At 68.1% G+C, this 26717-nt stretch carries 21 protein-coding genes and 1 tRNA gene; 10 read left to right on the forward strand and 12 right to left on the reverse strand.

Features of this window, described 5'->3' with window-relative positions; genetic code table 11:
- Positions 1-124 precede the first annotated feature (124 nt).
- Positions 125-541 carry a hypothetical protein gene (locus tag POL67_RS23020; RefSeq protein WP_271920513.1) on the reverse strand — a complete coding sequence of 139 codons (417 nt, stop codon included), beginning with the start codon at positions 539-541 and terminating at the stop codon, positions 125-127.
- 39 nt (positions 542-580) lie between these two features.
- Here POL67_RS23020 and POL67_RS23025 point away from each other — a divergent pair, with 39 nt between their 5' ends.
- Together POL67_RS23025 and POL67_RS23030 are read left to right on the forward strand one after the other, a co-directional pair.
- A complete protein-coding gene (locus tag POL67_RS23025) occupies positions 581-757 on the forward strand; it encodes a hypothetical protein (RefSeq protein ID WP_271920515.1) in 177 nt (58 codons plus the stop codon).
- Positions 758-1208: 451 nt separating this feature from the next.
- Positions 1209-4253: an LVIVD repeat-containing protein gene (locus tag POL67_RS23030; RefSeq protein ID WP_271920517.1), complete on the forward strand. Its 3045-nt coding sequence runs from the start codon at positions 1209-1211 to the stop codon at positions 4251-4253.
- Between the two features lie 331 nt (positions 4254-4584).
- Here the strand turns inward: POL67_RS23030 and POL67_RS23035 are convergent, their stop codons facing one another.
- A complete protein-coding gene (locus POL67_RS23035; protein ID WP_271920520.1) occupies positions 4585-4995 on the reverse strand; it encodes a DoxX family protein in 411 nt (136 codons plus the stop codon).
- A gap of 469 nt (positions 4996-5464) precedes the next feature.
- On the opposite strand from POL67_RS23035, the gene POL67_RS23040 reads away from it, so the two are divergent.
- Positions 5465-8491 carry a DUF4215 domain-containing protein gene (locus POL67_RS23040; RefSeq protein ID WP_271920522.1) on the forward strand — a complete coding sequence of 1009 codons (3027 nt, stop codon included), beginning with the start codon at positions 5465-5467 and terminating at the stop codon, positions 8489-8491.
- Positions 8492-8628: 137 nt separating this feature from the next.
- On the opposite strand, the gene POL67_RS23045 is transcribed toward POL67_RS23040, so the two are convergent.
- The 3 genes from POL67_RS23045 to POL67_RS23055 form a co-directional block, all read right to left on the reverse strand.
- Positions 8629-10434: a S24 family peptidase gene (locus tag POL67_RS23045; protein ID WP_271920524.1), complete on the reverse strand. Its 1806-nt coding sequence runs from the start codon at positions 10432-10434 to the stop codon at positions 8629-8631.
- Positions 10428-12878 carry a DEAD/DEAH box helicase family protein gene (locus POL67_RS23050; RefSeq protein WP_271920526.1) on the reverse strand — a complete coding sequence of 817 codons (2451 nt, stop codon included), beginning with the start codon at positions 12876-12878 and terminating at the stop codon, positions 10428-10430. Before POL67_RS23050 ends, POL67_RS23045 begins: the two co-directional genes overlap by 7 nt.
- Positions 12879-13587: 709 nt before the next feature.
- Positions 13588-13663, reverse strand: a tRNA-Lys gene (locus tag POL67_RS23055).
- A 193-nt stretch (positions 13664-13856) separates the two neighbouring features.
- Here POL67_RS23055 and POL67_RS23060 point away from each other — a divergent pair.
- Positions 13857-14636 (forward strand): S1 RNA-binding domain-containing protein, encoded by a 780-nt coding sequence (locus POL67_RS23060; protein WP_271920528.1) that lies wholly within the window; start codon positions 13857-13859, stop codon positions 14634-14636.
- A gap of 14 nt (positions 14637-14650) precedes the next feature.
- A complete protein-coding gene (gene dut, locus POL67_RS23065; RefSeq protein ID WP_308789548.1) occupies positions 14651-15088 on the forward strand; it encodes a dUTP diphosphatase in 438 nt (145 codons plus the stop codon).
- Between the two features lie 372 nt (positions 15089-15460).
- Here the strand turns inward: dut and POL67_RS23070 are convergent, their stop codons facing one another.
- Positions 15461-16891: a site-2 protease family protein gene (locus POL67_RS23070; RefSeq protein ID WP_271920530.1), complete on the reverse strand. Its 1431-nt coding sequence runs from the start codon at positions 16889-16891 to the stop codon at positions 15461-15463.
- Between the two features lie 96 nt (positions 16892-16987).
- On the opposite strand from POL67_RS23070, the gene POL67_RS23075 reads away from it, so the two are divergent.
- Positions 16988-17887 (forward strand): SGNH/GDSL hydrolase family protein, encoded by a 900-nt coding sequence (locus tag POL67_RS23075; protein ID WP_271920532.1) that lies wholly within the window; start codon positions 16988-16990, stop codon positions 17885-17887.
- Here the strand turns inward: POL67_RS23075 and POL67_RS23080 are convergent.
- From POL67_RS23080 to POL67_RS23105, 6 genes are all read right to left on the reverse strand, one after another.
- Positions 17884-18591 (reverse strand): lysophospholipid acyltransferase family protein, encoded by a 708-nt coding sequence (locus tag POL67_RS23080; RefSeq protein WP_271920534.1) that lies wholly within the window; start codon positions 18589-18591, stop codon positions 17884-17886. The two genes, POL67_RS23075 and POL67_RS23080, sit on opposite strands and share 4 nt — an antisense overlap.
- Positions 18588-19007: a hypothetical protein gene (locus tag POL67_RS23085; RefSeq protein ID WP_271920536.1), complete on the reverse strand. Its 420-nt coding sequence runs from the start codon at positions 19005-19007 to the stop codon at positions 18588-18590. The genes POL67_RS23080 and POL67_RS23085 overlap by 4 nt, the downstream gene beginning before the upstream one ends.
- Entirely contained in the window at positions 19004-19435 is a 432-nt protein-coding gene (locus tag POL67_RS23090; protein WP_271920538.1) for a secondary thiamine-phosphate synthase enzyme YjbQ, read from the reverse strand. The genes POL67_RS23085 and POL67_RS23090 overlap by 4 nt, the downstream gene beginning before the upstream one ends.
- Positions 19436-19494: 59 nt before the next feature.
- On the reverse strand, positions 19495-20337 hold the full coding sequence (locus tag POL67_RS23095) for an HvfC/BufC family peptide modification chaperone (protein ID WP_271920541.1): 843 nt from the start codon (positions 20335-20337) through the stop codon (positions 19495-19497).
- An 87-nt stretch (positions 20338-20424) separates the two neighbouring features.
- A complete protein-coding gene (gene bufB / locus POL67_RS23100; RefSeq protein WP_276075908.1) occupies positions 20425-21180 on the reverse strand; it encodes an MNIO family bufferin maturase in 756 nt (251 codons plus the stop codon).
- Positions 21181-21283: 103 nt separating this feature from the next.
- Complete coding sequence (locus POL67_RS23105; protein WP_271920543.1) at positions 21284-21538, reverse strand: hypothetical protein; 255 nt, start codon at positions 21536-21538, stop codon at positions 21284-21286.
- A 196-nt stretch (positions 21539-21734) separates the two neighbouring features.
- Here POL67_RS23105 and POL67_RS23110 point away from each other — a divergent pair, with 196 nt between their 5' ends.
- From POL67_RS23110 to POL67_RS23125, 4 genes are all read left to right on the forward strand, one after another.
- Positions 21735-22769: a hypothetical protein gene (locus POL67_RS23110; protein ID WP_271920545.1), complete on the forward strand. Its 1035-nt coding sequence runs from the start codon at positions 21735-21737 to the stop codon at positions 22767-22769.
- A complete protein-coding gene (locus tag POL67_RS23115; RefSeq protein WP_271920547.1) occupies positions 22766-23737 on the forward strand; it encodes an SUMF1/EgtB/PvdO family nonheme iron enzyme in 972 nt (323 codons plus the stop codon). The genes POL67_RS23110 and POL67_RS23115 overlap by 4 nt, the downstream gene beginning before the upstream one ends.
- Before the next feature lie 13 nt (positions 23738-23750).
- Positions 23751-24875, forward strand: a complete 1125-nt coding sequence (locus POL67_RS23120) for an EB domain-containing protein (RefSeq protein ID WP_271920549.1) — start codon at positions 23751-23753, stop codon at positions 24873-24875.
- A gap of 68 nt (positions 24876-24943) precedes the next feature.
- Positions 24944-26716, forward strand: coding sequence for a hypothetical protein (locus POL67_RS23125; RefSeq protein WP_271920551.1), 1773 nt, complete (start codon positions 24944-24946; stop codon positions 26714-26716).
- The last annotated feature ends 1 nt before the right edge of the window (position 26717 follow it).

Raw genomic sequence — 26717 nt, forward strand, 5'->3', positions numbered from 1 at the left:
CACCCTTTTGGAAGGTGACGGCACGAAGGGGAAAACGTGCGCTCGCCCTTCTGGAAGCTGCGCACGCCTTCGAGGCAAGGCGTCCTCGTGGGTCACCCTCCGCGTGCACGTCCTGCCCAGGGGCTCACTCGTACCACGTCGGCACGATCGCTCGGACCTCCGGCAGCGCTGCGATCCGGCAAAGCTTGTCCCACGCCGCATCGACGAGCGCGCCGTGGTGCGCGACGCACTCGGCCTCTCCCGTGGGGAAGAAATAAAGCGTCTCGGCCGGTAGATTGCAGCCTGCGCGGCCGCGCGACGAGCCTGCCTCGATGGTCGGCGCGATCTCGCGGACGTGCGCGAGGAGCGCGTCATTGCCCGTCGGCAAGCAGAACTCGACCGAGCCGTCGTTCATGCACCCGTTTGCCTGTGTGAATGCGAGCTCGTTCGTCGGGCATGAGGAGGCCAGGGGCGAAGGCGCGTCGACGGGCGGATCTCCGGGCGGGGCTGCGCAGCTCGCGAGTCCCAGGGCGAGGACGAGGGACAGACGTGACGTGTTCATGGCCGGTTTTCGGCGAGGCGGCGCGATATCAACTTTCACGTGGAGATCTTCGTCTACAGTCGCGGCACTGTCGAGCGGGTTGCGCCGCGCGAGGGCGACGACGCTGAATACTTCCGCCGGTATCGGCCGAACATGCGGGTGTATCGGACGATGCTGGAGACCTACCACGACGAGCGCGACGCCGACATCGCGGCCCGCAACCCTGCCCGTGCGTGACACGCACCTCCGTGGTCTTGCCACCGGCCCGTGGGAAGAACTGCGCACTGCGCAGTTCTTCCCTTTCGGTCCAGGCCGTGCCTGGTCCGGGTCGAGGGGCGGATAGCCCCCGCGGGGTCCGGGGCAGCGCCCCGGCGCGGCGTGTCGTGTCGCAGACACACGGGACGTGAATCGCTCGGCGCTTCGTTCGCGCGGGTTGACAGCTCACCGTCATACCGTTGTCATGGTGTGTCGATCGCCCTTCCTTCCATGGGATGGGTGGAGACAGGAGACCATGAACATGAGGACCTTCATCAAGGACGGTCGCGTGACGCGCGCTGCGCGAACTTCGGCCGTCCTGCTTCTTCTGGTCGGGCCGGGATGCGCGACCAGCACGGAACCATTGTTGGAAGAAACGGCCGAGAGCACGGAGGCGAGCCAACGACCGACGTCCTTCTTATCGGCGGACACCATGCCCTTCGTGTGGACGTGGGGCGAGGAGGAAGAGGAGGAGGAAGAAGAGGAAGAGGAGCGGCAAGCTTTTGCAGGGGGCGATGACGAGGAGGCCGAAGCGCCGAGCTCGACGCTCACGCAGGGCGACATCTACGAGGTGCTCGGCGATGGCCACGTGCTCCATCTGAGCCGCTGGCGGGGCTTGCAGATCATCGACGTGCAGGATCCCGAGGACCCGCGCATCGTGGGTCGGCTGCCGATCTCCGGCGATGTGGTCCAGATGCACGTGAAGGGCGATCGCGCGCTCGTCGTGATGAGCGGCGGCCTCGAGTATCGCACGGATCCGGCCCGGCTCGCGATGCACGACAGCCTGGGCGCGTCCATTTTGGAGGTCGACATCAGTGACCGCGACGAGCCGGAGGTCCGCTCGCGGACGTTGCTGTCGGGCACGGTCAAGGCGACCCGCTTCGAGAGCGGCGCGAATGGGGACTCGCTTTACGTGGGCACCACCGAGTATGGCTCGTTCCCCGTTCCCGGGTCCCCCTACCCCGAGGCGCGGCACCAGACCTACATCAAGCGATTCGCCCTGACGAACAGTGGCCTCGCCCTCGCGAGCACGGCCGGGTTCCCCGGTGATCTGCGGGGCTTCGTGCACCAGGGCAGCGCGCTGGTTGCGGTGCACACCCAGAAGGTCGCCCGGGATCCGGCGAATCACGTCTCCATCGTCGATATCGGCGCGGGCGGCGCGCTCGGCGTGCGCGGCACGGTCGTCACGCCGGAGGTCATTCCCTCCGAGGGCCACGTGGATCTGCGTGGGCAGACGCTTCGGGTCATCTCCGGGCTGAAGGTCGATTTCGCCACGGCCGTCGCGCGCCTGCAGACGTGGAACACGTCCGGGCCGGGGAACCCCACGCTGATCGAGACGACGGAGTTCGCGCCGGGCGCGTCCATTCACGGCGCGCTGTTCACCGACGACAAGGCCTACGTCTCGACGATGCTGTTGCAGAATGGGACGTTCCACGTGTTCTCCATCGACGCGGCGGGGCACGTGACGCCGCTCGGCACGTCGTCCGAGCTGGGCGCGGAGGATCATCTCCGGCCGGTCTTCGGAGGCAGCCGTCTGATCAGCGCCGGTCGGGTCGGCAAGTCGCCTTACCAGCATGCCGTGAGCCTGTTCGACGCGAACAGCTCGAATCCGCTGCTCGTGCGCGCCGCGGTGGACCCGGTTGGGTCCGATGCTTCCTCGTCGCCGGATGTCCGTCACACCGGGCGCGCCTTCACCGTGCTCGAGAATGCCGTGACGGTGCAGGCGCCGAGCGGCGAGACGGAGACGGGGCTCGCGCTCTTGCCCTACAACAGCGGCGACTGGAGCAACACGCCGTATACCTCGGGCGTGCAGCTCTTCACGTTCTCGGGCAGCACGGTCACGCGGCGCGGGTTCCTCCCGCTGAACAGCCGCATGCTGCGCGCGTTCCCCACCTCGGGCACGGTCACCGCGGGGCTGACCGAGACCGAGTTCGGCCTGTACGATCGAAGCGACGTCGAGAACCCCACGAAACAAGGTCACCTCTTCCTCGCGCCGAACTACCTCGGCATCTTCCGATACGGCAATTACCGGGTGCGCGTGCAGAACCCCGAGGACACGACCGCTGTGTCGAAGCCGACCGCGAAGGCGCGCGTCGAGGTCATCTCCCGATCGGGAGAGGCGCAGTACGCGCCGACGCTCGCGAGCATCGAGGTGCCGCCGAACGCGTATTACTACAAGGTGGGCCACCTGCTCACGGTCGTGCGGAGCGTGAAATGGCTCGAATACACGGTGACCATCATCGATCTCTCGGATCCGCTGCATCCCCAATCGAAGGGTGATTTCGTGGCCACGGGGCTGCCGTTCACCGGGAGCATCGAGCCCGTCGTGCACCCGACGCACGCGTCGCTCACGTTCGTGGCCGTCCCGTCCAACCCGACGTACAAGGTCGTCGGCGACGTGGATGCCTGCTGGTATCAGGTCCTCGAGCAATGGTCGACTTGTTATGGCCAGGAGGGTTGCTCCTACTGGACGGGCAACCTGCATTGCCAGGCGCCGATCGGCACAGGGCAATACGGCTGCGACGGCGGCTTCGCGCAATGCACCTATCACGTCGGCGCCGACCCGACCTGCGTGCCCGTCGATTTCGCGGCGGCGCAGCCCTACATCGCCGGCGGCTGCCAGCCCGGGACGGCCTACCGCGAGGTCCGGCAAGCCAGCGTCGGCGTGCTCGATCTCTCGAATCCAGCGAACCCCGTCGTGCGTCCCACCATCACCTTCGCGCCCGAAGAAGAATACGTGAGCAAGTTCTCGGACGGCGAGGACCTGTACATCACGACGAAGGAAGCCGCCACGAAGCCAGGCGATCCGCGTCCACACGCAAAGTATTACGTGGAGCACATCGACCTCGGGCAACCAGGCCCGCCGGTCGTGTCGAAGGTCAACGTGCCCGGTCGCGTCGTCGGGGTCGACGATGACGAGCTGACCCTGCAAGACCCGGTCTGGGGCGACGCATTCCTGGAGTCCGCCGTCGCCCGGGTGGTGCTCGACGACGGTCTCGCCCCGCTGAAGAACTACCAACGATTCCCTGGCCGGCAGGTAACCTCCATCGTCGCAGACGAAGACGGCCGGCCCGCCGTGACACACGGCCTCGGCTGGAAGCCCTTCTGGTCGTACCACAACGGGCAGCCCTGGGATTCCCGGCCCAAGTTGACGCTCCTGAAGCCGGCCTCCGGCTCCGGCGTGCGCGGCTATACGGTGCGCGGGCAATCGCTGATCCAACTGTGGATGAGCCTCACCGCAGCCCGTGGGGACCACCTGTTCTTCAACGTGCCCGGCGGCGTACTCACCGTGGCCTCGAAGCAGACCCCCAAGGCCCTGAGCTTCTTCCATGTCCCGTACCAAGCCACCTACCCCGAATACTACCCCGAGCCACAGCCAGCCCTGCTCGTCGACGGGGACGACATTCTCTACGCCCTCGGACGTCGCGGCATCGTGCAGTCGGAGGACGACGACGTGAATCTGCCGGGAAGCCAGTAGTCGTTGCATCGGGGGGGCGTCGCGCCGGGGCTCTGCCCCAGACCCCGCGGGGGCTGTTCGCCCCTCGACCCGAACCAGGCACGGCCTGGACCGAAATGGAAGAACTACGCTCCGCGCAGTTCTTCCAACGGGCCGACGAAGAAGCCGGGTTGCCAGCCGAACCAGCAGCGCGGCTGTCGTGGTTGGCAGGGTCGCCGCCGGTCTTGACCGGGCCTGTTCGATGAGCTGCGCGGAGCGCAGTTCATCGAGCCTGGGTCCAGCCCCTGGCTGGTCCGGGTGCAGGGGCGGACAGCCCCTGCTGGGGCCTGGGGCAAAGCCCCAGCTCCGCGCTTCAATCAGCTTTTTTCGTAGGCGACGCGAATGCGGCTCGGATGACGTCGGGCCGGCGCAGGCCGTAGCCTACCCACGCGAGGACGCCCATGAGGGGGGGCATGAACCATGGGTCGCTGACGCGGACGTGGATGGCTGTGGCGCCGCCGAGGTAGGCAGCGATGAGGATGGCTCCGACGAAGGCTGTGCGTGGGATGAGGAACAGGACGACGCAGGCGATCTCGACGATGCCGATGGCGGGGTACTTTTCGATGGGGAGCCCGAGGTGCTGTGCTGTTTCGAGGACGCCTGGGGGCGGCGGTTGAATGAATTTGCCTGCTGCGCTGACGCCGCCCATGAAGAGGGCGACGAGCCCGGAGAGCGCCCATCCGGCGATTGTGAGCTTGCGTGAACCTGCGGAGGTTTCGGCCATGGCGCGGATGGAAGGTCCGAACGTGCGCTCGCGTCAAGGTGGAAGCTTGCCCCGTTCCGGCGCTCCGGCGCACGCGAAGATGGGGGCGGCGGCATCGGATGCTTTGCCCGTGCTCGTGGAGGATTGCGCCCTTCATGGGCGGTGCCTGCGGGCCTGCGAGGGCTGACGCTCGAGCCTGCGCCACGAGCACAAGGCTCCGTTCGCGTGCGGGCCGTGTTCCGTGCGGAAAAACACCTCTTCACGAGGTAGCCGTTACGTTGCGGGACAGCGAGAGCGGAACGTCGGGGGTGCGTCGGTGCGAACCCCGCCGGCAAACCCTGGGTCGTACATCGGTCGTTCTCTTCGAGGGCTGGCGGGTATTTCTTGACGCCGCCGAAAAACTCCCTGCCTATGGGAGTGCAAATTTACGATTCCCCCCTTTCTTTCAAAGAGGTGGACGGTGAGGAGAAACGGTAGACTCAATTCCTCGGTGACGAGGTTTCTGGCATCGCTGGCTACGGCTGCGGTGCTCACCGCGGGCCTGGGGTCGCTCTCCGGCTGCTCCGACGGAGACCCGCAAGGTACGGGCGGCCGGGCAGGCGCCGGCGGCAGCAACCAGGGCGGCGGCGGCAGCAACCAGGGCGGCGGCGGCAGCGGCAACCAGGGCGGCGGCGGCAGCAACCAGGGCGGCGGCAGCAACCAGGGCGGCGGCGGCACGGGCGGCCAGGGCGGCAGCACCAACGAGTGCACGGCGCCCGAGGATTGCCCCGGGACCGACACCGACTGTGCGACCCGCACCTGCGACGAGGGCGTCTGCGGGGTCGCTTACGCGGCCCAGGGCACGGCGACGACCGATCAGTCGGCCGGCGACTGCAAGCAGAGCGTGTGCGACGGCATGGGAGAGGTCACGAGCGTCGCGGATGCGACCGACGTGCTCGACGACGAGAACCCCTGCACCGCGGACCTCTGCGACGGCGACGCGCCCATCAACACCAACATGACGGCGGGCGCGACCTGCAGCGTCGGCGTCGGCAAGGTGTGCGATGGCGAGGGCGCGTGCGTCGAGTGCATCCAAGCGGCCGACTGCGCGAGCAACGTCTGCGTGTCGAACGCGTGCGTGGCGGCCACGTGCATGGACACCGTGAAGAACGGGAGCGAGACCGACATCGATTGCGGCGGTCCGGACTGCACGCCCTGCAATGACGCGTCCCCCTGCATCCTTCCGTCGGACTGCAAGAGCGGCGTGTGCACGGGTGGCCTCTGCGTGCCGCCGGCCTGCACCGACACCCTGAAGAACGGCGAGGAGACCGACGTCGACTGCGGCGGCCCGACCTGCTCGCCCTGCGGCCCCGAGAAGGGCTGCACGGTCGACGGCGACTGCGTGGGCGGCACCTGCTCGGGCTCGGTCTGCGTGCCGACGTGCACCGACGGCGTGAAGAACGCGAACGAGACCGACGCCGACTGCGGCGGGCCGCTCTGCGAGAAGTGCGAGGACACGAAGACCTGCTCGGTCGGCTCGGATTGCACGAGCGACGTCTGCAAGAACGGCGTCTGCGCGGCGCCGGCCTGCAACGACGGCGTGGTGAACGGCACCGAGACCGGCCTCGACTGCGGCGGCCCGGCGTGCAGCCCCTGCAACGATGGCCTCCCTTGCACCGGCAACGCCGACTGCACGAGCAAGGTCTGCACCGGCAACGTCTGCCAGGCGCCCGTGTGCGGTGACGGCGTGGTGAACGGCACCGAGCAGTGCGACGACGCGAACCAGGACAACACCGACGGCTGCGTCGCGGGCTGCAAGAACGCGACCTGCGGCGACATGTTCGTGCAGGCCGGCGTCGAGACGTGCGACGACGGCAACCAGGACAACACCGACGGCTGCGTCGCGGGCTGCCACGTGGCGGCCTGCGGCGATGGCTACAAGCAGGCGGGCGTCGAGCAGTGCGACGACGCCAACCAGGCGGCCGGCGACTGCTGCGCCGCGAACTGCTCGATCGAGGCCGGCTGCGAGATCGAGCCGAACAACACCTGCGCCACGGCGCCGCCGCCGGTCACGGTTCCGACGACCATCCAGGGATCGATCAGGCCGGTCGGCGATCAGGACTTCATCACCTTCACCGTGCCCGCGACGGCGGACCTCAAGATCGAGACGTTCGACGGTACGGTGGGCACCTGCGCCAGCATCGACACGGTCATCGAGCTGCGTGGTACGAACTGCACCACGGTGCTCGCCACGGACGACGAGAGCGGCATCGCCAGCTGCTCGAAGCTCGACTCGACGGTCAACACGCCCCTCCGGCGCATGGCCCCGGGTACGTATTACGTGCGCGTCGAGGACTACCAGAACAACGGCCAGATTCCGAGCTACCTCGTGCAGATCTCGTTCAACGCGCTCTGCGGCGACGGCGTGAAGCAAGGCTCGGAGCAATGCGACGACGGCAACCTGGCGAGCGGCGACGGTTGCGCCTCGAACTGCGTGATCGAAGGCAAGCCCGAGGTGGAGCCGAACGACACCTGCGCCGCGGCGACCGGCCCGTTCCCGGTGCCCCTCGGCGCCGAAGGTCTGCTCCTCAGCGGTGCGATCACGCCGATCGGCGACGACGACTGGTACGCCTTCACGCTGCCGGGCACGGCCGACGTGTGGATCGAGACGTTCGACACGAACGGCCCCGGCACCTGCACGTCGTCGGTCGACACGGTGATCCAGCTCTACTCCGACTGCGCGACGCCGGTCGGCCCGGAGCAGGACCAGGGCGGGATCACCAACTGCTCGCGGATCAACCCGGCCATCAACACCTACGCGCGCAGGCTCCCCGCGGGGACCTACCGCGTGCGGGTGATCGACTACCTCGATAACAGCACCATCCCCGCCTACAAGCTGCAGGTGAAGATCACGGCGCTCTGCGGCAACGGCATCAAGGAGGGCACCGAGGAGTGCGACGGCGGCGCGAGCTGCACCGCGACCTGCGACCTGCTCCGGGAGGTGATCTGCAACGACGGCATCGACGACGACAACGACGGGAGCATCGACTGCGCCGACTCCGAATGCGCATTCGGCTGCGGCCTCGCCACCCCTTGCGCCGCGGGGGAGACGCTGGCGGTCTACAACTCGAAGGACACGCCCATGACCATCCCGGACTGGGACTTCACGTCGAGCACGATCCACGCGAACGTCGCGGGGACCGTCCACCGCGCGGCGGTGCGGCTGAACGTCTCGCACATCTGGATCGAGGACGTGGACGTCGAGCTCATGTCGCCGGCGGGCACGACCATCGACCTGACCAGCGACAACGGCGGGCAGGGCGACAACTACGTGAACACGGTCCTCGACGACACCTGCGCGACGCCCATCACCTCCGGGACGGCGCCCTTCACCGCGTGCTACGCACCCGAGGCGCCGCTCGCCACGTTCAACGGGCAAGCGTCCGCCGGGGCGTGGAAGCTCGTCGTCAGCGACGACGAGGAGGAAATCGGAGGCACGCTGAACAACTGGTCGCTCGCGATCTGCGTGGCGCCCTGACGCGCTGACGAGCTGACCCTCCCACCCAAGAAGGCCGCGCGGCGCCTCGATTCTGCAGGCGCTGCGCGGCCTTTTCCCATGCAGCACGTTCGAAGCGCATGCCGCCAAAGCCCCGGAGGCGTAGGGCGGCGGATCGCTCAATCCTTCGCGGCGAACGCCTCCTTCACGAGCAGAAGGGCCCAGCCCGTATCGATGTATCGCGTCGATCCCTTCGGCGTGCCCTCGAGATACCGTAACCGGTGAACCAGCTCCTCCTGGAGCAGGCGCGGCTCCTCGTTCACCTCGGAGAGCGCCGATACGACCCAGCCGATATCCGTGATCGACACGGTTCGTTCCTCGAATCCACCGGGCCCGCCGTCGATACGCAGACCCCCTCGCTTGGCAGGCCCGACGATCCGGAAGCGCTTTCCTTCCCGCTCGACGATGGCTCCGGCTCCCTTCTTGCGGAGCAGATCCTCGACGAGACGACGGGCCCGCTCCTCGATGGATCGGGGGAGCGTGCGAGATGCCTCGCGACCTTCGCCGAGCACACGAAACGTGTGAAAGTCGATTCCCGTGCACGCCCATGAGCCATCGTCCTCCAAGAAGCGGGCGACACCTGCATAACGCCATGGCTCCGAGCCGCCCGTTCGCGTTAGCACGAACGCGGTTTCGCCGGGCCGAGGCTCGATGCCGGGGAATCGGATCCGATCCGGTGCGAGGAGCCTGCCTTTCTCTTCAAGGAGCAGGAACAGATGCCCGTCGATTCGCCCGGTTCGCGGAGGCTCCGAGAGGCCAAAGGACGCCGCGAGTTTTGGGTCCTCGATGATCGCGCCGACCTCGGGCCCGAGGGATTCGGGCTTCACCACCTCGACGAGTGTGGCGATGGGCACGGCTCCCGCCGTCGCGTGGATCGAAGCGTGCGCCGGGTTTTCCGCGCGCAAGATCCACCGCTTGTCCTCCTGGACGAGACGCTTGATCAGATACGCCGCGCCGAGATGAGAATCCGGTACCTCGACCAGGGCGATCTTGCCCTCGATGGCTTCGCGGGACGCGCTCCGTGCAAATCGCATCACGAGCCAATCACCGTCTCGGATGGGCTCCTTGCCGCCGTGCATGGAATCGCCCGTCGCGCGCACGGCGAACCATCCCTCCCCGCGCGCCTTCGTTGGCAGGCGGACCTGCTCCCCCTCGGGCGCGAGCGCGATCGGATCCCGCCTCGATCCTGCGGCCGCGCGGAGCGTGGGGAATGCAACGAGATGACCACGAAGGGCCTCGGCTTGCGGCTCGTCCGGTTCCACCCACAGGGAGCCTCCGGGGGAACGAAAGAATCGTACCCGGAAATTCGTCGCGGCCTCTCCTGCGGCAATGCCGAACCAGCGCCGCAGGAGATCCGGCAGCTCGTTCTTGTGCGAACCCACGGGACGGGCGACGATGCAATACTCCTTCATGAAGCGGAAGAGCCACAGGGTGCCGTCCGGGAGGCGTACGCTCGTTTCGTCGCGAGGGATCTCTCCTCGACCTTTCTGCGTAGGTAGCTTCAGAATGGGGTTCCCCTGCGTGTTCCGGAGGACCTTTGCGGAGAACGACACGCCGGCGACGTTTTCGGTTTGCCTCGCGCGGTACATCGCGAGCCGGTAGTCGACGAGCTCGCGCACCATCGACGAAAGCGCCTTTTCGCCGCCGGGGGGGCAGGGGATGCGTGAGACGAAGCGATCGCCTTCCAGCGCGAAGAAGCGCTTGCCGGGCCCGCTCGTCCATGCGGCGATCGGGTTGATCCGCCAGTATGCGGTGAACCGGCGCATGTCTGGGGCATGCACATCCGGGAAATCGGTCACGCCTTCCAGATCTCGCAAGAGCTCGGGGGACCGAGCCATGATGGCGTGACTCCGTTGCGCGAGCTCCGGGACGCCGAGCCCCTCTTGCAGCGCATCGGCCTCGAGCCATGCCTCCAGGGTCACCATCTTGTCGCACTTGTCATCGCGGTGACCTCGAGCTCCCGGAGAAACTCGCCTGCCACGTCGAGGACACGTTTCTCCGTCGCGTCGAGGTCGCCCATGGAGGCCACGAAATCGAAAAAGCCTCCGTGCGTGTCGCGCAACTTCTTGAGGCTGTACCCCATGCGGTACAGCTCGCCCGCGCGTGGCCTTTGCCCTCGGACCTCGCGCAGCTCGCGGTAGGCCTGCTCCGCCGGGCTTCCCCCCTGCGGCGGAAGCAACTTTGCCAAAAGATCTTTGGCTTCGAGCTCGAGGTCGATGGTACACCCGGGCGCCATTCTCGCGGCCTGGTTGCCTTCCAGGAAGTCGCGCAGGTTCGTGGGCTCGGGGCCGAGCGAGATCAGCGTGCGCACGCGCTCCAGGAACACACGATGATTGCCGACGAAATCGAGCACGACGAGCCGCGTTTTCCCGCTGGCGGAGCGTAGACCTCGGCCGAGCTGCTGGAGGAAAACGACGGGGGATTCCGTGGGACGTAGCATCACGACGCGGTCGATGAGGGGGACATCGATCCCTTCGTTGAAGAGATCCACCGTGCAGAGCGCGTCGAACGTCCCGTCGACGAGGGCTTGGATGGCATCCTCGCGCGGCGCCGAGGTCGGGCCCGAGTGAACGGAGGCTGCGCGGACGCCTTTCTCTTTCAGAAAAGCGCAGGCATGTTCGGCGTGGCGAATCGAGCCGCAGAAGACGAGCGTGCGCTGACCTGGATGTTCCTGCCAGGCGCGGAACATCCGTTCGAGCCGAGCGTCCGTGTCGATGGCTTCTTCGAGCGCCGAAGGGTCGAAGCGACGATTGCGAAAGGGAATGGACCCATAATTCGTGTCGTCCTCGAGCCCGAAGTAGGAGAAGGGCACGAGATGCTTTTGCTGGATCCCCACGCCGAGATCGGCGCGGTAAGCGACGTGGTCGTCGAAGAGCCCCGCCACGTCGGCTCCGTCGGCCCGCTCCGGGGTCGCGGTGAGGCCGAGGAGAAAACGAGGCCTCAGCCGGTCGATGATGCCGCGATAGCTGGGCGCCGTGCCGTGGTGGACCTCGTCGATGATGACGTAGTCGAATCCCTCGGGCGTGAGGCGTGCGAGATGGTCGGGGCGCGAGAGCTTCTGCACGGAGGCAAAGACGACCTGGCCCGACAAATCGCTCTTGTCGCCGACGAACCAGCCGAAGCGTGCGTCCGCCATGAGCGATAGCCTCCGGAAGGTTTTCGCGGCCTGGACGAGCAACTCCTCGCGATGGGCGAGGACGAGCACACGTGGACGCTGATTGTTCTCCACGCTCCACGCGGAGACGTCGAATGCGCCAAGCCACGTCTTGCCGAGCCCAGTGGCGAGCACCACGAGCGCCCGTGGATGGCTGCTTTCGCGACTCCGCCGCAACGCCGCGAGGGCTTCGCGTTGAAGTGCGTGCGGCTCGGGAGGCTTGGGCGGCGGGTCTTCCCGTTCAGGGGAGGAAGAGGGGAGGAGCGCTGGCAATGGGCGAGGAAGCTTCGCATACGTATCGATCCAGGCGGGAGAAAGCGGCAAGGCCGCATTCCACCAGCGATCGAAGGCGAGGACGATGGCCTGGTATGCGTCCGGATCACGGTCCTTTTCGACCCGCAGATTCCACTCGACACCCGAGCCGAGTGCCGGCTGAGAGATGTTGCTGGATCCGACGAACGCCGCCCCGAAGCCGGGGCCGGCGAAACGCCACGACTTCGGGTGAAACGACGGGATGCCTTTGGGGAGTTGCGCGATCTCGACGATGCGTGCCTCGAAGGACCCGGAGAGCTCCCTGGCCTCGGCGAGCGTGGCCACCATGCCCATCCAATCGAGCAACGTTCGGAGCGCCTCGGCGGACGTGATTTGAAGGTAATCGCTGGTGACGAGCCGGACGCGGGCTCCGTGCGCGAGGGCGGCGAAGACGTGGGCCTCGAGGAGGTCGAGCCCTCGCTCCTGGGTGAAGGCCGCGAGAATGGCGATGTCCGTCGCGCGGCGAAACAGCGGGTCGAGATGGGCGAGGAAAGGATCGTCCGTGCCGCCTTGCGCAAGGGGAGAGGAGCGATTCGCGAGATAGTTGCCTTTGCCCGGAATGACATGCCGCACGCCGCCGCGGGGATCGTCGACATCGCCGCGATACCGAGGGATGACGTGCACGTGCAGGTGCATGACGGTCTGTCCTGCGGCTTCCCCTGCATTGATGCCGATGTTGTAGCCGTCCGGGGAGAGCTCCGCGTCGAGCTTGCGCTTGACGTCGTCGACGAGTTCGAAGAGGGCCCTCTGCTCGTCGGGCGTCGCGTCGAACCAGGTCGCGACGAGGCGGCGCGGGATGACGAGGGTGTGGCCGTGGCTGACCGGGTAGAGGTCGGCGACCGCAAAGGCGAGGGCGTTGCTCGCGATCCAGGAGGATGAGGGGATCCTGAGGAAGGGCGACACGGCGGAAAGGGTAAGGGAAATATCCTCTCAGACGAAGCGCGAAGCCATCGCCGAGGTGGGTGGTTACCCTCTTCGAAGAGGGTCGCAGTCGTCGCTGGGTGGGTCGAGACCGTCCTCGGCCTGCACGAAGCCATCGGCGGGGTGGGTGGTTACCCTCCTTGAAGAGGGTCGCACCCGTCGGCGTGGTGGGTCGTGACGGTCGTCGACCTGCTGGAAGTCATCGGCGGGGTGGGTGGTTACCCTCCTTGAAGAGGGGTTCAGCCGTTGCCGGGGTGGGTCGTGATGGTCGTCGACCTGCCCGAAGCTATCGGCGCGGTGGTTCGCAAGGGGCCTCGTCCTGCCCGCAGCCGTCGCCGCAGGGGATCATGAGCCTCTTCGACCAGGGTCGCAGCCGTCTGCGCGGTGGGTCGCAAGGGTCCTCGACCTGCTCGAAGCCATCGCTGTGGTGGGGCGTGACGGTCCTCGACCTGCTCGGAACCCCCTCAGGTCACCTGTGCGGGCAGGTCGCGACCGGGTCACCGCCCGCGTTCGCGTCCCTATCTACGTCGTCACCCGACAGGTCCATCCGCGCTGCGGCAGGGGTGCGCCTCGGGGCAGCAAAGGACCCCGAGGTGACCATCCACCGGCTCGGCGATCGTGGGAACGGAGTCCAAGGAGGGGTCGTTGAGGGGGCTCCTCGCAGGAGCCAACTCCTCAACGATTTCCGCTTTGGTGGGTCGACAGGGACTCGAACCCTGGACCTACGGGTTAAAAGCCCGCAGCTCTACCGACTGAGCTATCGACCCTGGACATTCCGGCGGGGTTGTCCCTCCGGCACATCGCGGGCGCACCCTAGCACGATCCGGCCCGTCTGCGACAAGCAGGAAACGCTCCCTCCCGTCCGTCCACCCTCTTCCACCCTCCGCCCCCGCCGCCGCTTCCGCCTCCGCATCCGTTCCCTCGCCTTCCTGCCGCAGCCGCGCTAAGAGGCGGTCCACCATGTCCGAGCGCCGGGAAACGTCGGAGTCCTTCGGGGCCCTGTTCGAGCAAGCGGGCGGTGGTCGCCAGGAGCGACGCCGCTTCCACGTGGGCGACAAGCTCGAAGTGACCATCGTCGTCGTCGCCCAGAACGCCGTCTTCGCCGATCTCGGCGGCAAGCAAGAGGGCTTTTTCGAACGGATCGACCTCACCGATCCCGACGGGAAGCTGCTCGTCGCCGTCGGAAACAAGGTCAGCGCCACCGTCGCCGCCATCGAGCGCGGCACCGGCCAGGTCCGCCTGAGCCCCCTCTTCATCCGCAACGCCGAAGGCGATCCGCTCACCACCTCCATCGGCCTCGGCGCCAAAGGTCAGTCCCCCGTCCTCGTCGAGGGCGCGCGCGTCAAGGGCAGCGTCACCGGCGTCGAGCGCTACGGCGTGTTCGTGCAGATCGCAGGCACCCAAGGGCGCAACGGCCGCGGTCTCATCCCCACCGTGGAGACCGGCACGCCGCGCGGCGCAGACCTGAAGAAGCACTTCACCGTCGGCCAAGAGGTCGAAACAAAGATCGTGAACATCGATCAGGAGGGCAAGATCCGCCTGTCGATCACCGCAGTCGCGCGCGACGAGGAGCGCAACTCGTTCGAGAAGTTCAAGGACGGGGGCAGCGCCGAGGCAGCCGAGGCAGCAGCGGACAAACCCAAGGCCGATGGGAAGAAGGCGCCGCAAGGCGGCGCGAAGAAGCCCGAGCCGCGCGGGTTCGGGACGCTCGGAGATCTGCTGTCGAAGAAGAAGAAGTGACAGTCCGAGAATCCGTGCGCATCGCATGCATGCGCGTGGCCGGTCCGGACGTGCCGCTGCCGGCGTACCAATCCGCAGGCGCCGTCGGGCTCGATCTGTGCGCAGCCGTGGTCGACGAGGTGTCGATCGGTCGCGGCGAGCGCAAGCTCGTGCCAACAGGCGTGCGTGTCGCCATCCCCGAAGGATACGAGGGGCAGGTGCGGCCACGCTCAGGGCTCGCGCTGAAGCACGGGATCACCGTGCTAAACGCACCAGGGACGATCGATCCGGATTACCGCGGCGAGCTGATGGTGCTGCTCATCAACCACGGCGACGCACCGTTCGTCGTGCGTCGCGGAGAGCGGATCGCACAGCTCGTGATCTGTCCCGTGGCGCGCGCCGAGCTCGTCGTCGCAGAGTCACTCGACGAGACGGTACGCGGCGTCGGCGGGTACGGTTCGACCGGGCAGTGAGAGGCGAGCATGCCTGGAGCGCGGAGCTGGGGCTTTGCCCCAGGCCCCACCGGGGCTGTCCGCCCCTGGACCCGGACCAGCGCAAGCGCTGGACTCGGGGTCGATGAACTGCGCTCCGCGCAGTTCATCGAACAGCCGCTGGCAAGACCGCCAATGACCCTGCCAACCAAGGCCGCAGCGATGCAGGTTCAACCGGCAACGTTTGCGTCGTCAGGTTGAGACCCACCTACGTGGTCTTGCCACCGGCCCGTTGGAAGAACTGCGCACCGCGCAGTTCTTCCAGCCCCGGTCCAGGCCGTGCCTGGTTCGGGTCGAGGGGCGAACAGCCCCCGCGGGGTCCGGGGCAGCGCCCCGGCGCGACGTCCTGCAGGGTCACGGGCGAGGGACGACGGCTTCGAGCCCGCTTCGTGCGCGTAGTGCTTCGAGGGCCTTGTCGGACCAGACGCGGCTTCGATCGCTGAAGCCGGCCTCGACGGCCTTGCGCAGCATGTCGAGTGCGCGCTCGTAGGCGCCGTCTTGTGCGTGCGCGCGGGCTGCTTCGTAGGCGTCTTCGGCGCTCTTTTGCCTTTCGAAGACGGCCTCCGAGAGACGCGCTGACCAGTCGAATGCGCGACCGTCGAAGGCGAGCTTTGCCATCTTGCGCGCGTCGTCTTCGCTGAGTGAGTCGACGATGTCGTAGGCGATCGCTGCGGCTCGTGCGACCTCGCCTTGCTCGAGGAGGATCTGCACGAGCGGGCCGACGATCTCCTTGCGATCGTCGCCGCTTGCGCGCGCTGCTTCCAGCACGCGGCGTGCTGCGCTGAGCTCACGCTTGGCGAGATGCACTGCGCCTACGAGTGCTGGATCGACCTCGCCGAGCTTGCGCGCTTCGGCTACGCGTTGGGCTGCCTCGTCGACGTTGTCTGCGGCCAGTGCGACCCAGCCGAGCACCTCGAAGGCCTCGCGACGTCCGCGCGGCGGCAGCGGCTCGCCTGTCCGCTGCTCGTAGGAGAAGATTTCCTGAACGAGACTTCGCGCGCGGCCGAGCTCCTCGTCGGCGACGGCTTGCCGGGCGCGGAGCAGGAGCGAGAGCAGCTCGCCCGAGAGCGCGGGCTCCGTGTCTGGCGCCGGCGCGTGTGGCCGCGGATCCTCCTCGGTGTCGCCGGGCCCCAGCGTTTGCAGACGCCGCAGACTCTGGAACGCGAGCATGCCGAACATGACGGCCAGGAAGAGGTTGTGCGAACGCAGGCCGTAGAGCGCCACGCCGAACCCTGCCAGCATCGAGACGCCCGCCACGAGCCGGACGCGCCGCGGGCCGAGTGCTTGCTCGAGCACGTGCCCGCCGTCGAGCGGCAGCACGGGCAGCAGGTTGATGAGGCCCCAGCGCAGGTTGACGTAGATGAGCACGTCGAGCGCGAAGCGGCCGATCGTGGGGACACGCGCGGCGACCTGGGCCGGGGCGTGGTGGTCGAGCCAGTAGTCGAACCCGAAGAACAGGCCCGCGAAGGCGAACCCGGCGAAGGGGCCGGCCAGGCTGATGAGGATGTGATCGATGCGCCGCAGCGGGAGCACCTGCTGCCAGCGGGTCACGCCGCCCATGAGGTAGAGCGTGATCTCTGGCTGGATGCGGTGCCGCCGGATCGCCAGGGCGTGGCCGAGCTCGTGGACGAGGACGCTCACGAGCACGACGAGCGCCCACACGGCGAGCGGCAGGAGGCCGGCGGGCCCGCGCGACAGGTCCACGAAATTGATGCCGAGCAGCACCGTGGTGAACCAGAAGCTCGCCTGGACCTCGACGTCGATGCCGAACAGCCTGAAATTCATGCCCTCGAATATCCTCGTGCACGCCCGCCCGAGGCGGGCCGATTCTTTGCGGCTCGGACGAAGTGTGGCTTAGAGTGCGGAGCCCTGGGACCTCCGATGTGCTCTTCGAGCTTCGCTCCGCTCCTCGCGCCCACGCTTCTCTACCTCGTCGGCGCGTGCGCCTCCGCCGCGCCTCCGGAGGCGCAGCCTGGCACGCCAGCAAGCGCCACGCACGTACAGGGCGACGTGGCCGCACCACAGGAGGCACACGCGTCCCCTGCAGGGGCTGCGGGCGAGGCTCCGGCGGCGGCTCCAGCGGCGGCCCCGACGGCGGCTCCCGCGTCCACGCCCGCGGGCACGGCAGGGGAGGTCCCACCGGAGGCGGCGCCGCCGATCGAGCCTCGCTCGGTCGTCCTGCACATCGGCGACTCGTTCCTCATGGCCGGCTTTTCCCAGGCGCTGCGGCCCAAGATGAAGGCCGTCGGCGCGCTCTACGAGGTCCGCTCCGAGCAGGCTTCGTACACCACGAGCTGGCACCTGAAGCTCGCGAAGCTCGTTGGCGATTACCACCCCGACCTCGTGATCATCAACCTCGGCGCGAACGAGGTGACGTTGACCGATCCGGCCGCGCGCGCCGACGCGGTCGAGCGGCTGGTCAAGATCGTCGGTGACAGGCCGTGCGTGTGGGTCTCGCCGCCGCTCTGGCGCAAGGACACCGGCATCATCGAGATCTTCCGCAAGCACACCTCGCCCTGCCGCTTCTTCGACTCCGACGCGTACGCCGGCCCGATCTCGCGCCAGCCTGACGGGATCCACCCCGACGCCGCCGGCGGCACCACGTGGGCCGACGCGTTCTTCCGCTGGCTGCTCGCCGAGCGCGCGCCGCTGCCCAAGGAGGGCGAGGCCCTGCCGAAGGGATCGGGCAGGCACGCCGTGAACCCCTGGCGCCTGCGCCCGGAAAAAAACGGCGCGAGCCCGAGCCCGAGCCCGCAGAAGACCGCGCAGACGCAGCCCTAGCTCCCCATCGCCTCGATGATCGCGTCGTGCACCGCGGTCGTGAGCTCCTTGCGGTGCTCCTTGCCGTACGCCTTCGGATCGATCGGCGGCAGGATCGTCACGACCACGCGTTTGCCCTTGCGCACGATCGTCCCGCGCGCAGGCAGCACGTCACGCGTGCCGTCGATCGCCACCGGCAAGATGCGGTGGCCCGTCTCCAGCGCCAGGTGAAACCCGCCGCTCTTGAACGGGCCGACGAGACCCGTCGCGCTGCGCGTCCCTTCGGGCGCGATCCAGAGCAGCGATCCTTCCTCCAGCATGCTGCTCGACGTGCGCAGCGCGGAGACGGCTTGCGCGCGGTTGCCGCGCTCGACGCGGACGAACCCCGCGGCCTTCATCGCGTGGCCCCAAACCGGGACGTCGAAGAGCTCCGCCTTCGCCACCATGCGCAGCCGCCGATCCGGGATCGCGCGGTAGAGCGCCGGGATGTCGTAGAGGCTCTGGTGGTTCGACATCACGATGAACGTCTCGCGGCCGTCGCCGAGGTGCTCTCGCCCGCGCACGACGAGGCTCACCTCCGCGTCCGCGAAGAGCTTCCTCGACCACCACGCGAGCCGCTCGTCGCACGTCTCGGCGTCGAGGCGACCGGTCGCCGCGTCGAACACCGTGGACACGCTGATGCGCGCCGTGTCGAGGAAGCCCTTGGCCGTCTCGACGAGCGTCAACGCCCCCTCCGCTTCTTCTTCGCGTCGGGGAAGCGCGCGTTGCACGTGTCGATGCACTCCTTGTCGGTGCACGCCTTGATGCACTCGTCGATGGTCTTCGCGTTCGCGTCCGTCGGGTCCTGCTCCTCGGCCGGCTTCGGATCGAGCGTCTTGCAGAGGTTGTCGGCGCAGTACGCGCCCGCAGCGCAGTCGGTGTCGTAGAGGCACTGCACGCAGCGGAGGTTCCAGCAGATGCCGGCCTCGGTGCCGGCGTCGCGCGCGATGCAGTCGTCGTTCGTCTCGCACGTGGCGAAGCGGCCGTCTTCGAGGCTGCCGGGCAGGCCGCCGGCGCAGGCGGAGACGAGCGCCGCGGCGAGCGCGAGGGGCAAAGGAAGGATGACGAGAGCGCGGGCGAGGATCGAGGTGCGTGCGTTCATGGGCCTCCGGCGCCGAGGACGGTGATCACGAGGCGCCTCGTGTGCGGGCTCGTTCGGTGCTCCCAGACGTAGATCGCCTGCCAGGTCCCGAGCGCGAGCTTGCCCGCGGTGATCGGGATCGTGAGGCTCGTGCTGGTGATGGCCGCGCGGATGTGCGCCGGCATGTCGTCCGGGCCCTCGGCGTCGTGCTCGTAGCCGGCGCCCTCGGGCGCGACGCGCGCCATCCACCGCTCGAGATCCCGGAGCACGGCCGGATCGGCGTTCTCCTGGACGACGAGGCTCGCCGAGGTGTGCTGGAGGAAAAGCGAGCAGAGGCCGATCGTGACGCTGGCGTCGTCGAGCACAGCGGCGACCGCGCTCGTGACGTCGTAGAGACCCCGCCCACGGGTGCGGATGTCGAGGGTCTTCTGGTGGACGTTCTCCCTCATCGGCACGTTGCCCCCCGTACGTGGCTCCTACCGTGTCCGATGGTCGGGGCTCTCTGCAACTACGAAGATGAAGGAAGGTCGACGTCGACCACGATGCCGAGGGCCGTCCACTGCTGGAACCAGCGCCCGACGCTCGACGCGACGTGATGCTGCTGCTCCTCGGGCAAGGGCTCGGCGAGGCGGCCCAGCGCGGGCACGAGCGGCACGCCCTCGGCGAGGAGGCCGAGCAACGTGAAGGCCTCGGGCTCGAGCTCCTCGAAGTGCGTGACGAGCTCGCGGTTGCGGTAGAGCGCGATGTGCGCGGGCGACGGGTTTTCCGGGACGATCGCCGGCTCGCCCGCGACGAGCCACGCCTTGCGGATGCGGTGCACGGGGTACGAGAACACGAGCCTTCGGACCGCGGGGTGCAGCACGATCCGCGCGCGCTCCCAGGCGTCCTCGGGCAAGCCTGCGAGCTTCTGCGGATCGAGCGGCGGCGCGTCGGCCCCGGCGCGCACGTCGAGCATCGCGATCTCATAACGCGCCATGTCCGCGGCGAACGTGCGTCGTGCGTCCGTCTCGAAGCCGGGCCAGGTCGCGGCGAAGCTCGGCACGTGCTCGATCATCTTGCGGAACGGGGCGTGCGCGGGGGGATGGGCGTCGAGGAAGTCGCGGCAGAAGGCGTCCATCTTCGGCTCGCCGAGCAGGCGCGCGAGGGCCGGAAAATCGTCGTTCAGGATCTCGCGGTGCCGGTACCAGAACTGGCGGCGGTAGATGTCGACCTGCGCGGCCGGCGTGAGGCGCGTGTTGCCTGTGACGAAGCGCGCGGCGGTCTCGGCGAGGGCCGGATCGTCGGGGACAGGCGTGCGGCCGGGGATCACGCTCGCGAGGAACGCTTGCACGGAGGCGAGATCATTTCGCATGGGACAGGGCCTCCTCGCGGACGACGCGCGCCCTCTCGGCCTCGGCGAGCAACGTGGCGAGCGGGGGGATGTCCTCGTCCCACTCGATCAGCGTGAGACGGGCCCGATGCGGTGGATCGCGCGTCGGTAGAGGTCCCACACCGGATCGATCACCGGTCCCGAGTGCGTGTCGATGATGTAGTCGCCGTAGTTCGTGTGGCCGGCGAGGTGGATCTGCACGACGCGCTCGGCCGGGATGGCGTCGACGTACGCGTTCGGGTCGAACCCGTGGTTCTGCGACGAGACGTAGATGTTGTTGACGTCGAGCAGGACGCCGCAGTTCGCCTCCTCGACGACGGCCCTGAAAAAATCCCACTCCGTCATCTCGCTCGACGTGTACGTCAGGTAGCTCGACACGTTCTCCAGCGCGAGCGGCACTTCCAGCGTGTCCTGCACGATGCGGGCGCGGGCGGCCACGTGGCGGACGACGTCCGCGGTGTAGGGCAGGGGCAGAAGATCGTGGGTGTTCACGGTCGCGATGCCGGTCCAGCAGAGGTGGTCGCTCAGCCAGGGGGACTTCGTCCGGCGGAGCAGGGCGCGCAGGCTCTTCAGGAAGTCGAAGTCGAGCGGGGTCGTGCCGCCGATCGAGAGCGAGACGCCGTGCTGGATCACGGGGTAGTTCGCGAGGGCGCGGTCGAGGTTCGCGAGAGGCACGCCGCCGGGCACGAGGAAGTTCTCGCTGATGATCTCGAGCCAATCGACCTTGGGGCGGGTCTCGAAGATCTCCTCGTAGTGCGGCAGGCGCAGGCCCACGCCGATCCCGAGGTCGGGGAGGCCGAGGCGCATGCGGTCGGGTGCGGTCATCGCGGTTCTCCGGGGAAGTGGTGTAAAAACGAAGGGCCGCGCGCGCCACCCGAGGTGGAAGCGGCGGCCCTTCGAGTTCGAGCGGCGCGGGGGGCCGCTCGAATCACTTCGGCGCGTCGGCCGGCGCGGCGCCGTCGGCCGGCGCGGCTTCCTTCGACCCGCTGCACTTGCCGCCGGAGCACTTGTGCTCGCCGCCGGCCTCGCCGCCCTTGGCGCCGCTGCACTTGGCCTCGGTGCCGGCCTCGGCGCCCGCCTTGCTGTCGGCGTTCTCGGGCTGCGCCTGGCTGCCGCCACACGCCGCGAGGCCCGCGATCATCCCGCCCACCGCAAGCGTCGCCATCATCTTGTTCATGCTCATGGTCAATCTCCGTTCCAAGCGTGTCTTTTTCGTGGCCGTCACCCCGGGGAAGTCGCGACTTCGAGCGCTTCGTGCGAAACCTCCCCCCGCCATGATCGTCTCCCCCCGGGGTGCCGGGGACTCCCCCCTACGTGCGTGCCCCTCGTCCGGATCCGGATTGCCGAGCAGCGCGCGCGGGGCCCATGGTGGTAGCCCGATGCGAAGGGACGAGGCAAGGAAAAGCGCCGGCCGGCGAGGGCCGAAGCCTGCTCGCGCCGCGGCGCTCGTCGTTTTCGGCGTGATTGGCGCTTCGGGATGCGTTGCGTCGCGGTTCGACGCGCGATTCTTGCCGGCCGACGACGTCGCGCGTGAGCTCGAGTCCATGACGCCGGGGCTCGGCGCCGAGACGCGCGCGACATTTCGAGACGTGCTCGCGACGACCCTCGCGGAGGACGCTTACACCTGCGCGCCGTCGCCGCGGGAGGTCTTTTTCGGCGACGTGGAGGAAGGCGAGCGCACGATTCGTGGGTCGATGCCGCATTATCGGTTCTTTTTTGGACCGATGCATTATCAGGTGCGGCGGGTGGGGGCGCGCGGCGGTGCGCCGGGGCGCTGGGAGGTGTCCGCGCGGTTCGCGGTGGTGCTGCCGCGGGAGGGCGGGACGCTGGAGCTCGCGGATTGCGACGGGAAAGAACGGTACGAGGGGGAGGTCGTGTGCCGGGGCGTTCCGTTTTCTCGATCGAACGCGACGGAGGCGTGTCCGGCCTCGGGGGAATTTCGGGTGGCGGGGACGCGTCGCAACATGGAGGCGCTGCTCGCGCGCTGGTCCGAGGAGGCCGAGCAGTACTGGAATCGGGACGCCGAGCGCTACGGATTGCCGGTGCGATACGATTTCACGTTTCTGCCGCACGACCAGGCTGCGCGGGAAGGCGTGCCGGTGGATCTCACGTTGCCGCTCTCGACGACGTGCGGGCGGACGCCGTATTTCTGGTCGTTGCGGAGCGGCTGGTCCCTCCCGGTGATCGCGCACGAGGCGGGGCATTTGCTCGGGCTCGTGGACGAGTACGAGGCGCTCTCGGGGATCGTGCCGTTCTACCCGAAGAAGCCGTTCCCCGGCGCGCAGACGAGCCGGATGGGTTTGTCGATGAAGGAAGACACGATCCTCTATCCGATGCACCACTGGATCGTGGTCCGACGTTACCTCTGTCCGGAGCCCTCGGGCCGCGACCCGTGGGGGCATGCATTCCAATGAAGTCTCTGGCCCGAATGATCCTGCTCGGATCCATGTTCCTGACGGCGTGCGACGACGCCAAGCCGGAAACCGAGCCCGCGCCCGCCGCCTCCTCCGCGTCCGCGTCCGCCCCCGATCCCACCGCCGCCTCCGCGTCCGCGTCCGCGTCCGCCTCCGCCTCCGCGCCCGTGGCGCTTCCCGAGCAGCCCGACGATTTTGCGCTCGTCGAGCCGGCGACGCCCACGTGTCCGCCGGAAATGGTGCGCGTGAAAAAGAGTTATTGCGTCGATCGCTACGAGGCGAGCCTCGTCGACACGGAGACGGGGCAGGACCTCTCGCCTTATTACGTGCCATCCCGCAAGCAGGCGCTCTCGATCCAGAAACTATGGGAGCAGGAGCGCCTCGCCGTGGGGCCCGCCGAGGCGAGGGAGATGGCGCTGCCGCCGCTGCCGCCCTGGCAATCGCAGCGCAACTTCGAGCCGAAGGCGGTCTCGAAGAAAAGCCGGATTCCCCAGGGCTACCTCACGGGGCCGCTCGCCGCTCTCGCTTGCAAGAATGCGGGCAAGCGGCTTTGCTCGCTCTCGGAGTGGCAGACGGCTTGCCGGGGCGAGGACGACCGCAACTTTCCTTATGGCGACACGTACGAGCAGAGCAAGTGCAACATCTTTCGCGAGGCGCATCCCGCGGGGCTGCTCCACGGCAATCCGAGCATCGGTCACAGCGATCCGCGGCTCAACACGGTGAAGGCAGGGGACAAGCCGCTCCTCCGCCGCACGGGCGAGACGCGGGCCTGCACGAGCCGGTGGGAGGGCGACGGCATCGCCGACATGGTCGGCAACATCGACGAGTGGATCGACGACCCGGAGGGGACCTTCGTCGGTGGGTTTTACGCGCGATCGAAGAAGGACGGTTGCGCCTCCATGGTGCGAGCGCACCCGTTCGATTATTTCGACTATTCGACCGGGGTTCGATGTTGCAAGGATCTTTAGCGCGGGAGCTTTCATGACGAACGGGATGGGAATGGCGGCGCTCGCCGTGGCGTTGGTCGGTGCCGGCTGCGGGGCGCGGACGGAGCTGTCGGAGAGCAAGCGGAGCGAGGATGTTTGCGCGTCCGTGGGGCAGGCGTGCCGCACGTCGGCGGCGTGTTGCGGCGGCGGGTCATGCAATGCGGGCGTCTGCGAGGCCCCGCTTTGCAAGGGCGGCGAGGCGCCGGTGGTCCTCGCCAGCGAGGCCGAGCGGCTCTCGGGCGTGCTCGCCGACGGCGATCACGTGTATTTCACCCATTATGGCGCCGGGGGCGCGGTGCTGCGCGTGCCGAAGGCCGGCGGGGCGATCGAGACGGTGGTTCCGGCGTCGAGCTGGACCGAGTCCCTCGTCGCGGACGCTGATTCGCTTTATTACCTCGACAGCGACCAGGTCAAACGCGCCTCGAAGGACGGGAGCGGCGCGAGCCTGCTCGCGGCCGACCAGGTGGGATCGATGTCGATCGCGGTGGACGCGTCGTTCGTGTACTGGATCGATCCGGTCGATCAAGCCGTGCGGCGGGTCTCGAAGGCCGGCGGCACGCCTCAAACCCTGGTCAAGGACGAGGATCTCACGCCGGACATGGTGCCGCGTATGATCGCGGACGATACCACGCTCTACTGGTCGGCCACCGGGGCCTGGTTGATCCCGGGCTTTCACGCGACGCCGAAGGAGGGCGGCGAGCTCCTCCTCCTCGATGGTGCGCCCAGCACGCATTTCGTCGCCGATTCAATGTTTCTCTTCTGGATTGATCAGGAACATTACGTGGGGGACGCGACCCCCGCTCGCCTGGTGCGCTCCCGGAAGGACGGGAGCGAGGCGAAGACCCTCACGGACTGGACCTCCGACTACCCCAGTGATCTCGCGGCCGGAATGGCGCAGGACGAGAATTACCTGTACTGGGCCAACGGGCAGGCGCGAATCATGAACCGCATCCCCAAGACCGGGGGCGAGCCGGTGGAAATCTTCTCCTCGCCGGACCCCATCCACCAGTTCGCGGTCGATACGTCCTGTCTGTATTACGTGGCCGTGCGGGTTTCGCACGAGACCGGCGAGACGACGAGCAGCTTGCTGCGTGCGCCGCGGTTTCTGCCGGGGGAGTGAGGCGCCGCGGGGCGTGGACGTCGCTTTCTTGCACGCGTTTCGGCGCGGCCCGTAATGTGCCGCGCATCATGCGTAGGTACACATTCCTTTTCGGGCTCGCGCTCGTCGCGTGCTCCCAGGGGGATCCAGCTGCATCCTCGGGAAAACCCGATTGCACGGTTGATCCTGGCGACGGCGTCACGCCCGTGCGCGAGGAGCCCGAGGACGAACTCACCCCGCTCCGTTTGCTCCGACGCGCCAGCATTGCCCTGCTCGGCGTGCCCCCGACCGACGAACGAATGCAAGAGCTCCTCGCGCAGGCGACGCCCGAGGCGCAGTTCGCGTACGTCGACGACTTCATCGACGAGGCGCTCGAAGACCCGCGGTTTTACGACATCACCTTCGAGCACGCGCGCAGGTGGTTCAACCTCCCGCTGATCCCGCGCACGGCCGACGCGCCCGAGTACGGGGCCAAGCAGCAACGCGTGCTGACGGCGTGCAAAGCGGGCACGGCGAACGAGGGCGCGCTTCACTATTTCCGCGACGTTGCCTCCGCGGACGTGAACTGCGCCGCCGGGGCCGCGAAGACCACGGTCGAGCCCTGGTGGGCGCCGGGGACTTCGGTGACGCTCGTCGGGAGCGCGGCGAACACCACGAATACCGGCCAGATCAAGCCGAACGGCGCGCCGGTCGACATCGAATGCAATCAGCGGGCGGAGGGTACGTGCGGATGCGGCAAGAATGCCGTGAGCTGCTGGTACGATCCCGGCACCTACCCCGGCTGGGCCGCGTTCCTCGCGACCAACCCGGACGGCCAGCGGCGCCTGCTCGCCGAGGAGCCGGCGCGCCTGTTCGCGCACCTCGTCTGGCACAATCGACCCGCGACCGATCTCATCCTCTCGGACACCTCCGTCGGCCCGAACGAGGTCCAGGCGGCCCACATCAACCAATCCCTCGCCGGCGGCGCGCTCGACGTGCTCACCGACGAGAGCTGGTGGAACCCGGCGAGTTTTGCCGGCGCGGCCGTGGATCCGCATCACGAAGCGAACGATCCGAAGGCGTGGCGCGAGTATGCGATCTCCGCGCGAAACGCGTTTTTCCTGAAGGAGCGCGATTACACGTTCGATCCGCGCAAGGATCCGGGCATGTCAAAGGGATTTCCCTCGGCCGGCATGCTCACGTCGCTCGGCTTCCTCGACACGTATCCGCGTGAGCGCCTGCGCGCGGCGCGCGCGCTCGAGACCCTCGCTTGCGAGCAGCTCTTGCCGCCGGGCGGGGACGTCGCGTTCAACCCCTACGAGACCGATCCCGGCCGCGAAGGGCCCTGCCAGCATTGCCACGCGCGGATCGACACCGCGGCGGCGCATTTCAAGCGGTACGCGAAGGCCGACCACGCGTTCGAGGGATGGGGCGCGCAGTACTACATGCCCGGCGTGGGCAAATGGCAATGGGATCCCGCGTGGCGCACGGGCGCATGGCCGTACGGCAGCGAGCCGTTCGCGCAATGGAACAAGTGGTACCTGCCGGGCTCGCTCCTCACGCCCGTCACCGAGGAGGAGGCGAACGCCAATCCTTACGCGTTGTTCCTCGATTTCCTGCCGCCGGAGCTCACCCTGCTCGGGCAGACGAGCGACGGGACCGTGGGGCCGCTCGGGTTCGCGAAGCTCATCGTGGCCGCGGGGTCCTTCGACCGGTGCGTCGTGCGCCGCGTGCACGAGCGTGTCCTCGGGCGCGACATCGATCCGGTGACGGAGAACGGGTATCTCGAGACGCTCACCGCCTCGTTCGTGTCGAAGGGCCGGCTCGTGCGACCCTTCATCAAGTCCCTGACGCAGTCCACGTCGTTCCGCAGGGGGCAATGAC

Source organism: Polyangium mundeleinium, from assembly GCF_028369105.1.
Classification (GTDB): Bacteria; Myxococcota_A; Polyangia; order Polyangiales; family Polyangiaceae; genus Polyangium; species Polyangium mundeleinium.

What these genes read in the sequence shown, in the direction of transcription:
- POL67_RS23125 (WP_271920551.1), top strand. Translation starts at nt 24,944, where the DNA reads ATGCGTAGGTACACATTCCTTTTCGGGCTCGCGCTCGTCGCGTGCTCC.
- POL67_RS23045 (WP_271920524.1), bottom strand. Translation starts at nt 10,434, where the DNA reads ATGGTGACCCTGGAGGCATGGCTCGAGGCCGATGCGCTGCAAGAGGGG.
- POL67_RS23030 (WP_271920517.1), top strand. Translation starts at nt 1,209, where the DNA reads ATGCCCTTCGTGTGGACGTGGGGCGAGGAGGAAGAGGAGGAGGAAGAA.
- POL67_RS23060 (WP_271920528.1), top strand. Translation starts at nt 13,857, where the DNA reads ATGTCCGAGCGCCGGGAAACGTCGGAGTCCTTCGGGGCCCTGTTCGAG.
- POL67_RS23110 (WP_271920545.1), top strand. Translation starts at nt 21,735, where the DNA reads ATGCGAAGGGACGAGGCAAGGAAAAGCGCCGGCCGGCGAGGGCCGAAG.
- POL67_RS23035 (WP_271920520.1), bottom strand. Translation starts at nt 4,995, where the DNA reads ATGGCCGAAACCTCCGCAGGTTCACGCAAGCTCACAATCGCCGGATGG.
- bufB (WP_276075908.1), bottom strand. Translation starts at nt 21,180, where the DNA reads ATGACCGCACCCGACCGCATGCGCCTCGGCCTCCCCGACCTCGGGATC.
- POL67_RS23020 (WP_271920513.1), bottom strand. Translation starts at nt 541, where the DNA reads ATGAACACGTCACGTCTGTCCCTCGTCCTCGCCCTGGGACTCGCGAGC.
- POL67_RS23095 (WP_271920541.1), bottom strand. Translation starts at nt 20,337, where the DNA reads ATGCGAAATGATCTCGCCTCCGTGCAAGCGTTCCTCGCGAGCGTGATC.
- POL67_RS23075 (WP_271920532.1), top strand. Translation starts at nt 16,988, where the DNA reads ATGTGCTCTTCGAGCTTCGCTCCGCTCCTCGCGCCCACGCTTCTCTAC.
- POL67_RS23085 (WP_271920536.1), bottom strand. Translation starts at nt 19,007, where the DNA reads ATGAACGCACGCACCTCGATCCTCGCCCGCGCTCTCGTCATCCTTCCT.
- POL67_RS23115 (WP_271920547.1), top strand. Translation starts at nt 22,766, where the DNA reads ATGAAGTCTCTGGCCCGAATGATCCTGCTCGGATCCATGTTCCTGACG.
- POL67_RS23105 (WP_271920543.1), bottom strand. Translation starts at nt 21,538, where the DNA reads ATGAGCATGAACAAGATGATGGCGACGCTTGCGGTGGGCGGGATGATC.
- POL67_RS23090 (WP_271920538.1), bottom strand. Translation starts at nt 19,435, where the DNA reads ATGAGGGAGAACGTCCACCAGAAGACCCTCGACATCCGCACCCGTGGG.
- POL67_RS23120 (WP_271920549.1), top strand. Translation starts at nt 23,751, where the DNA reads ATGACGAACGGGATGGGAATGGCGGCGCTCGCCGTGGCGTTGGTCGGT.
- POL67_RS23070 (WP_271920530.1), bottom strand. Translation starts at nt 16,891, where the DNA reads ATGAATTTCAGGCTGTTCGGCATCGACGTCGAGGTCCAGGCGAGCTTC.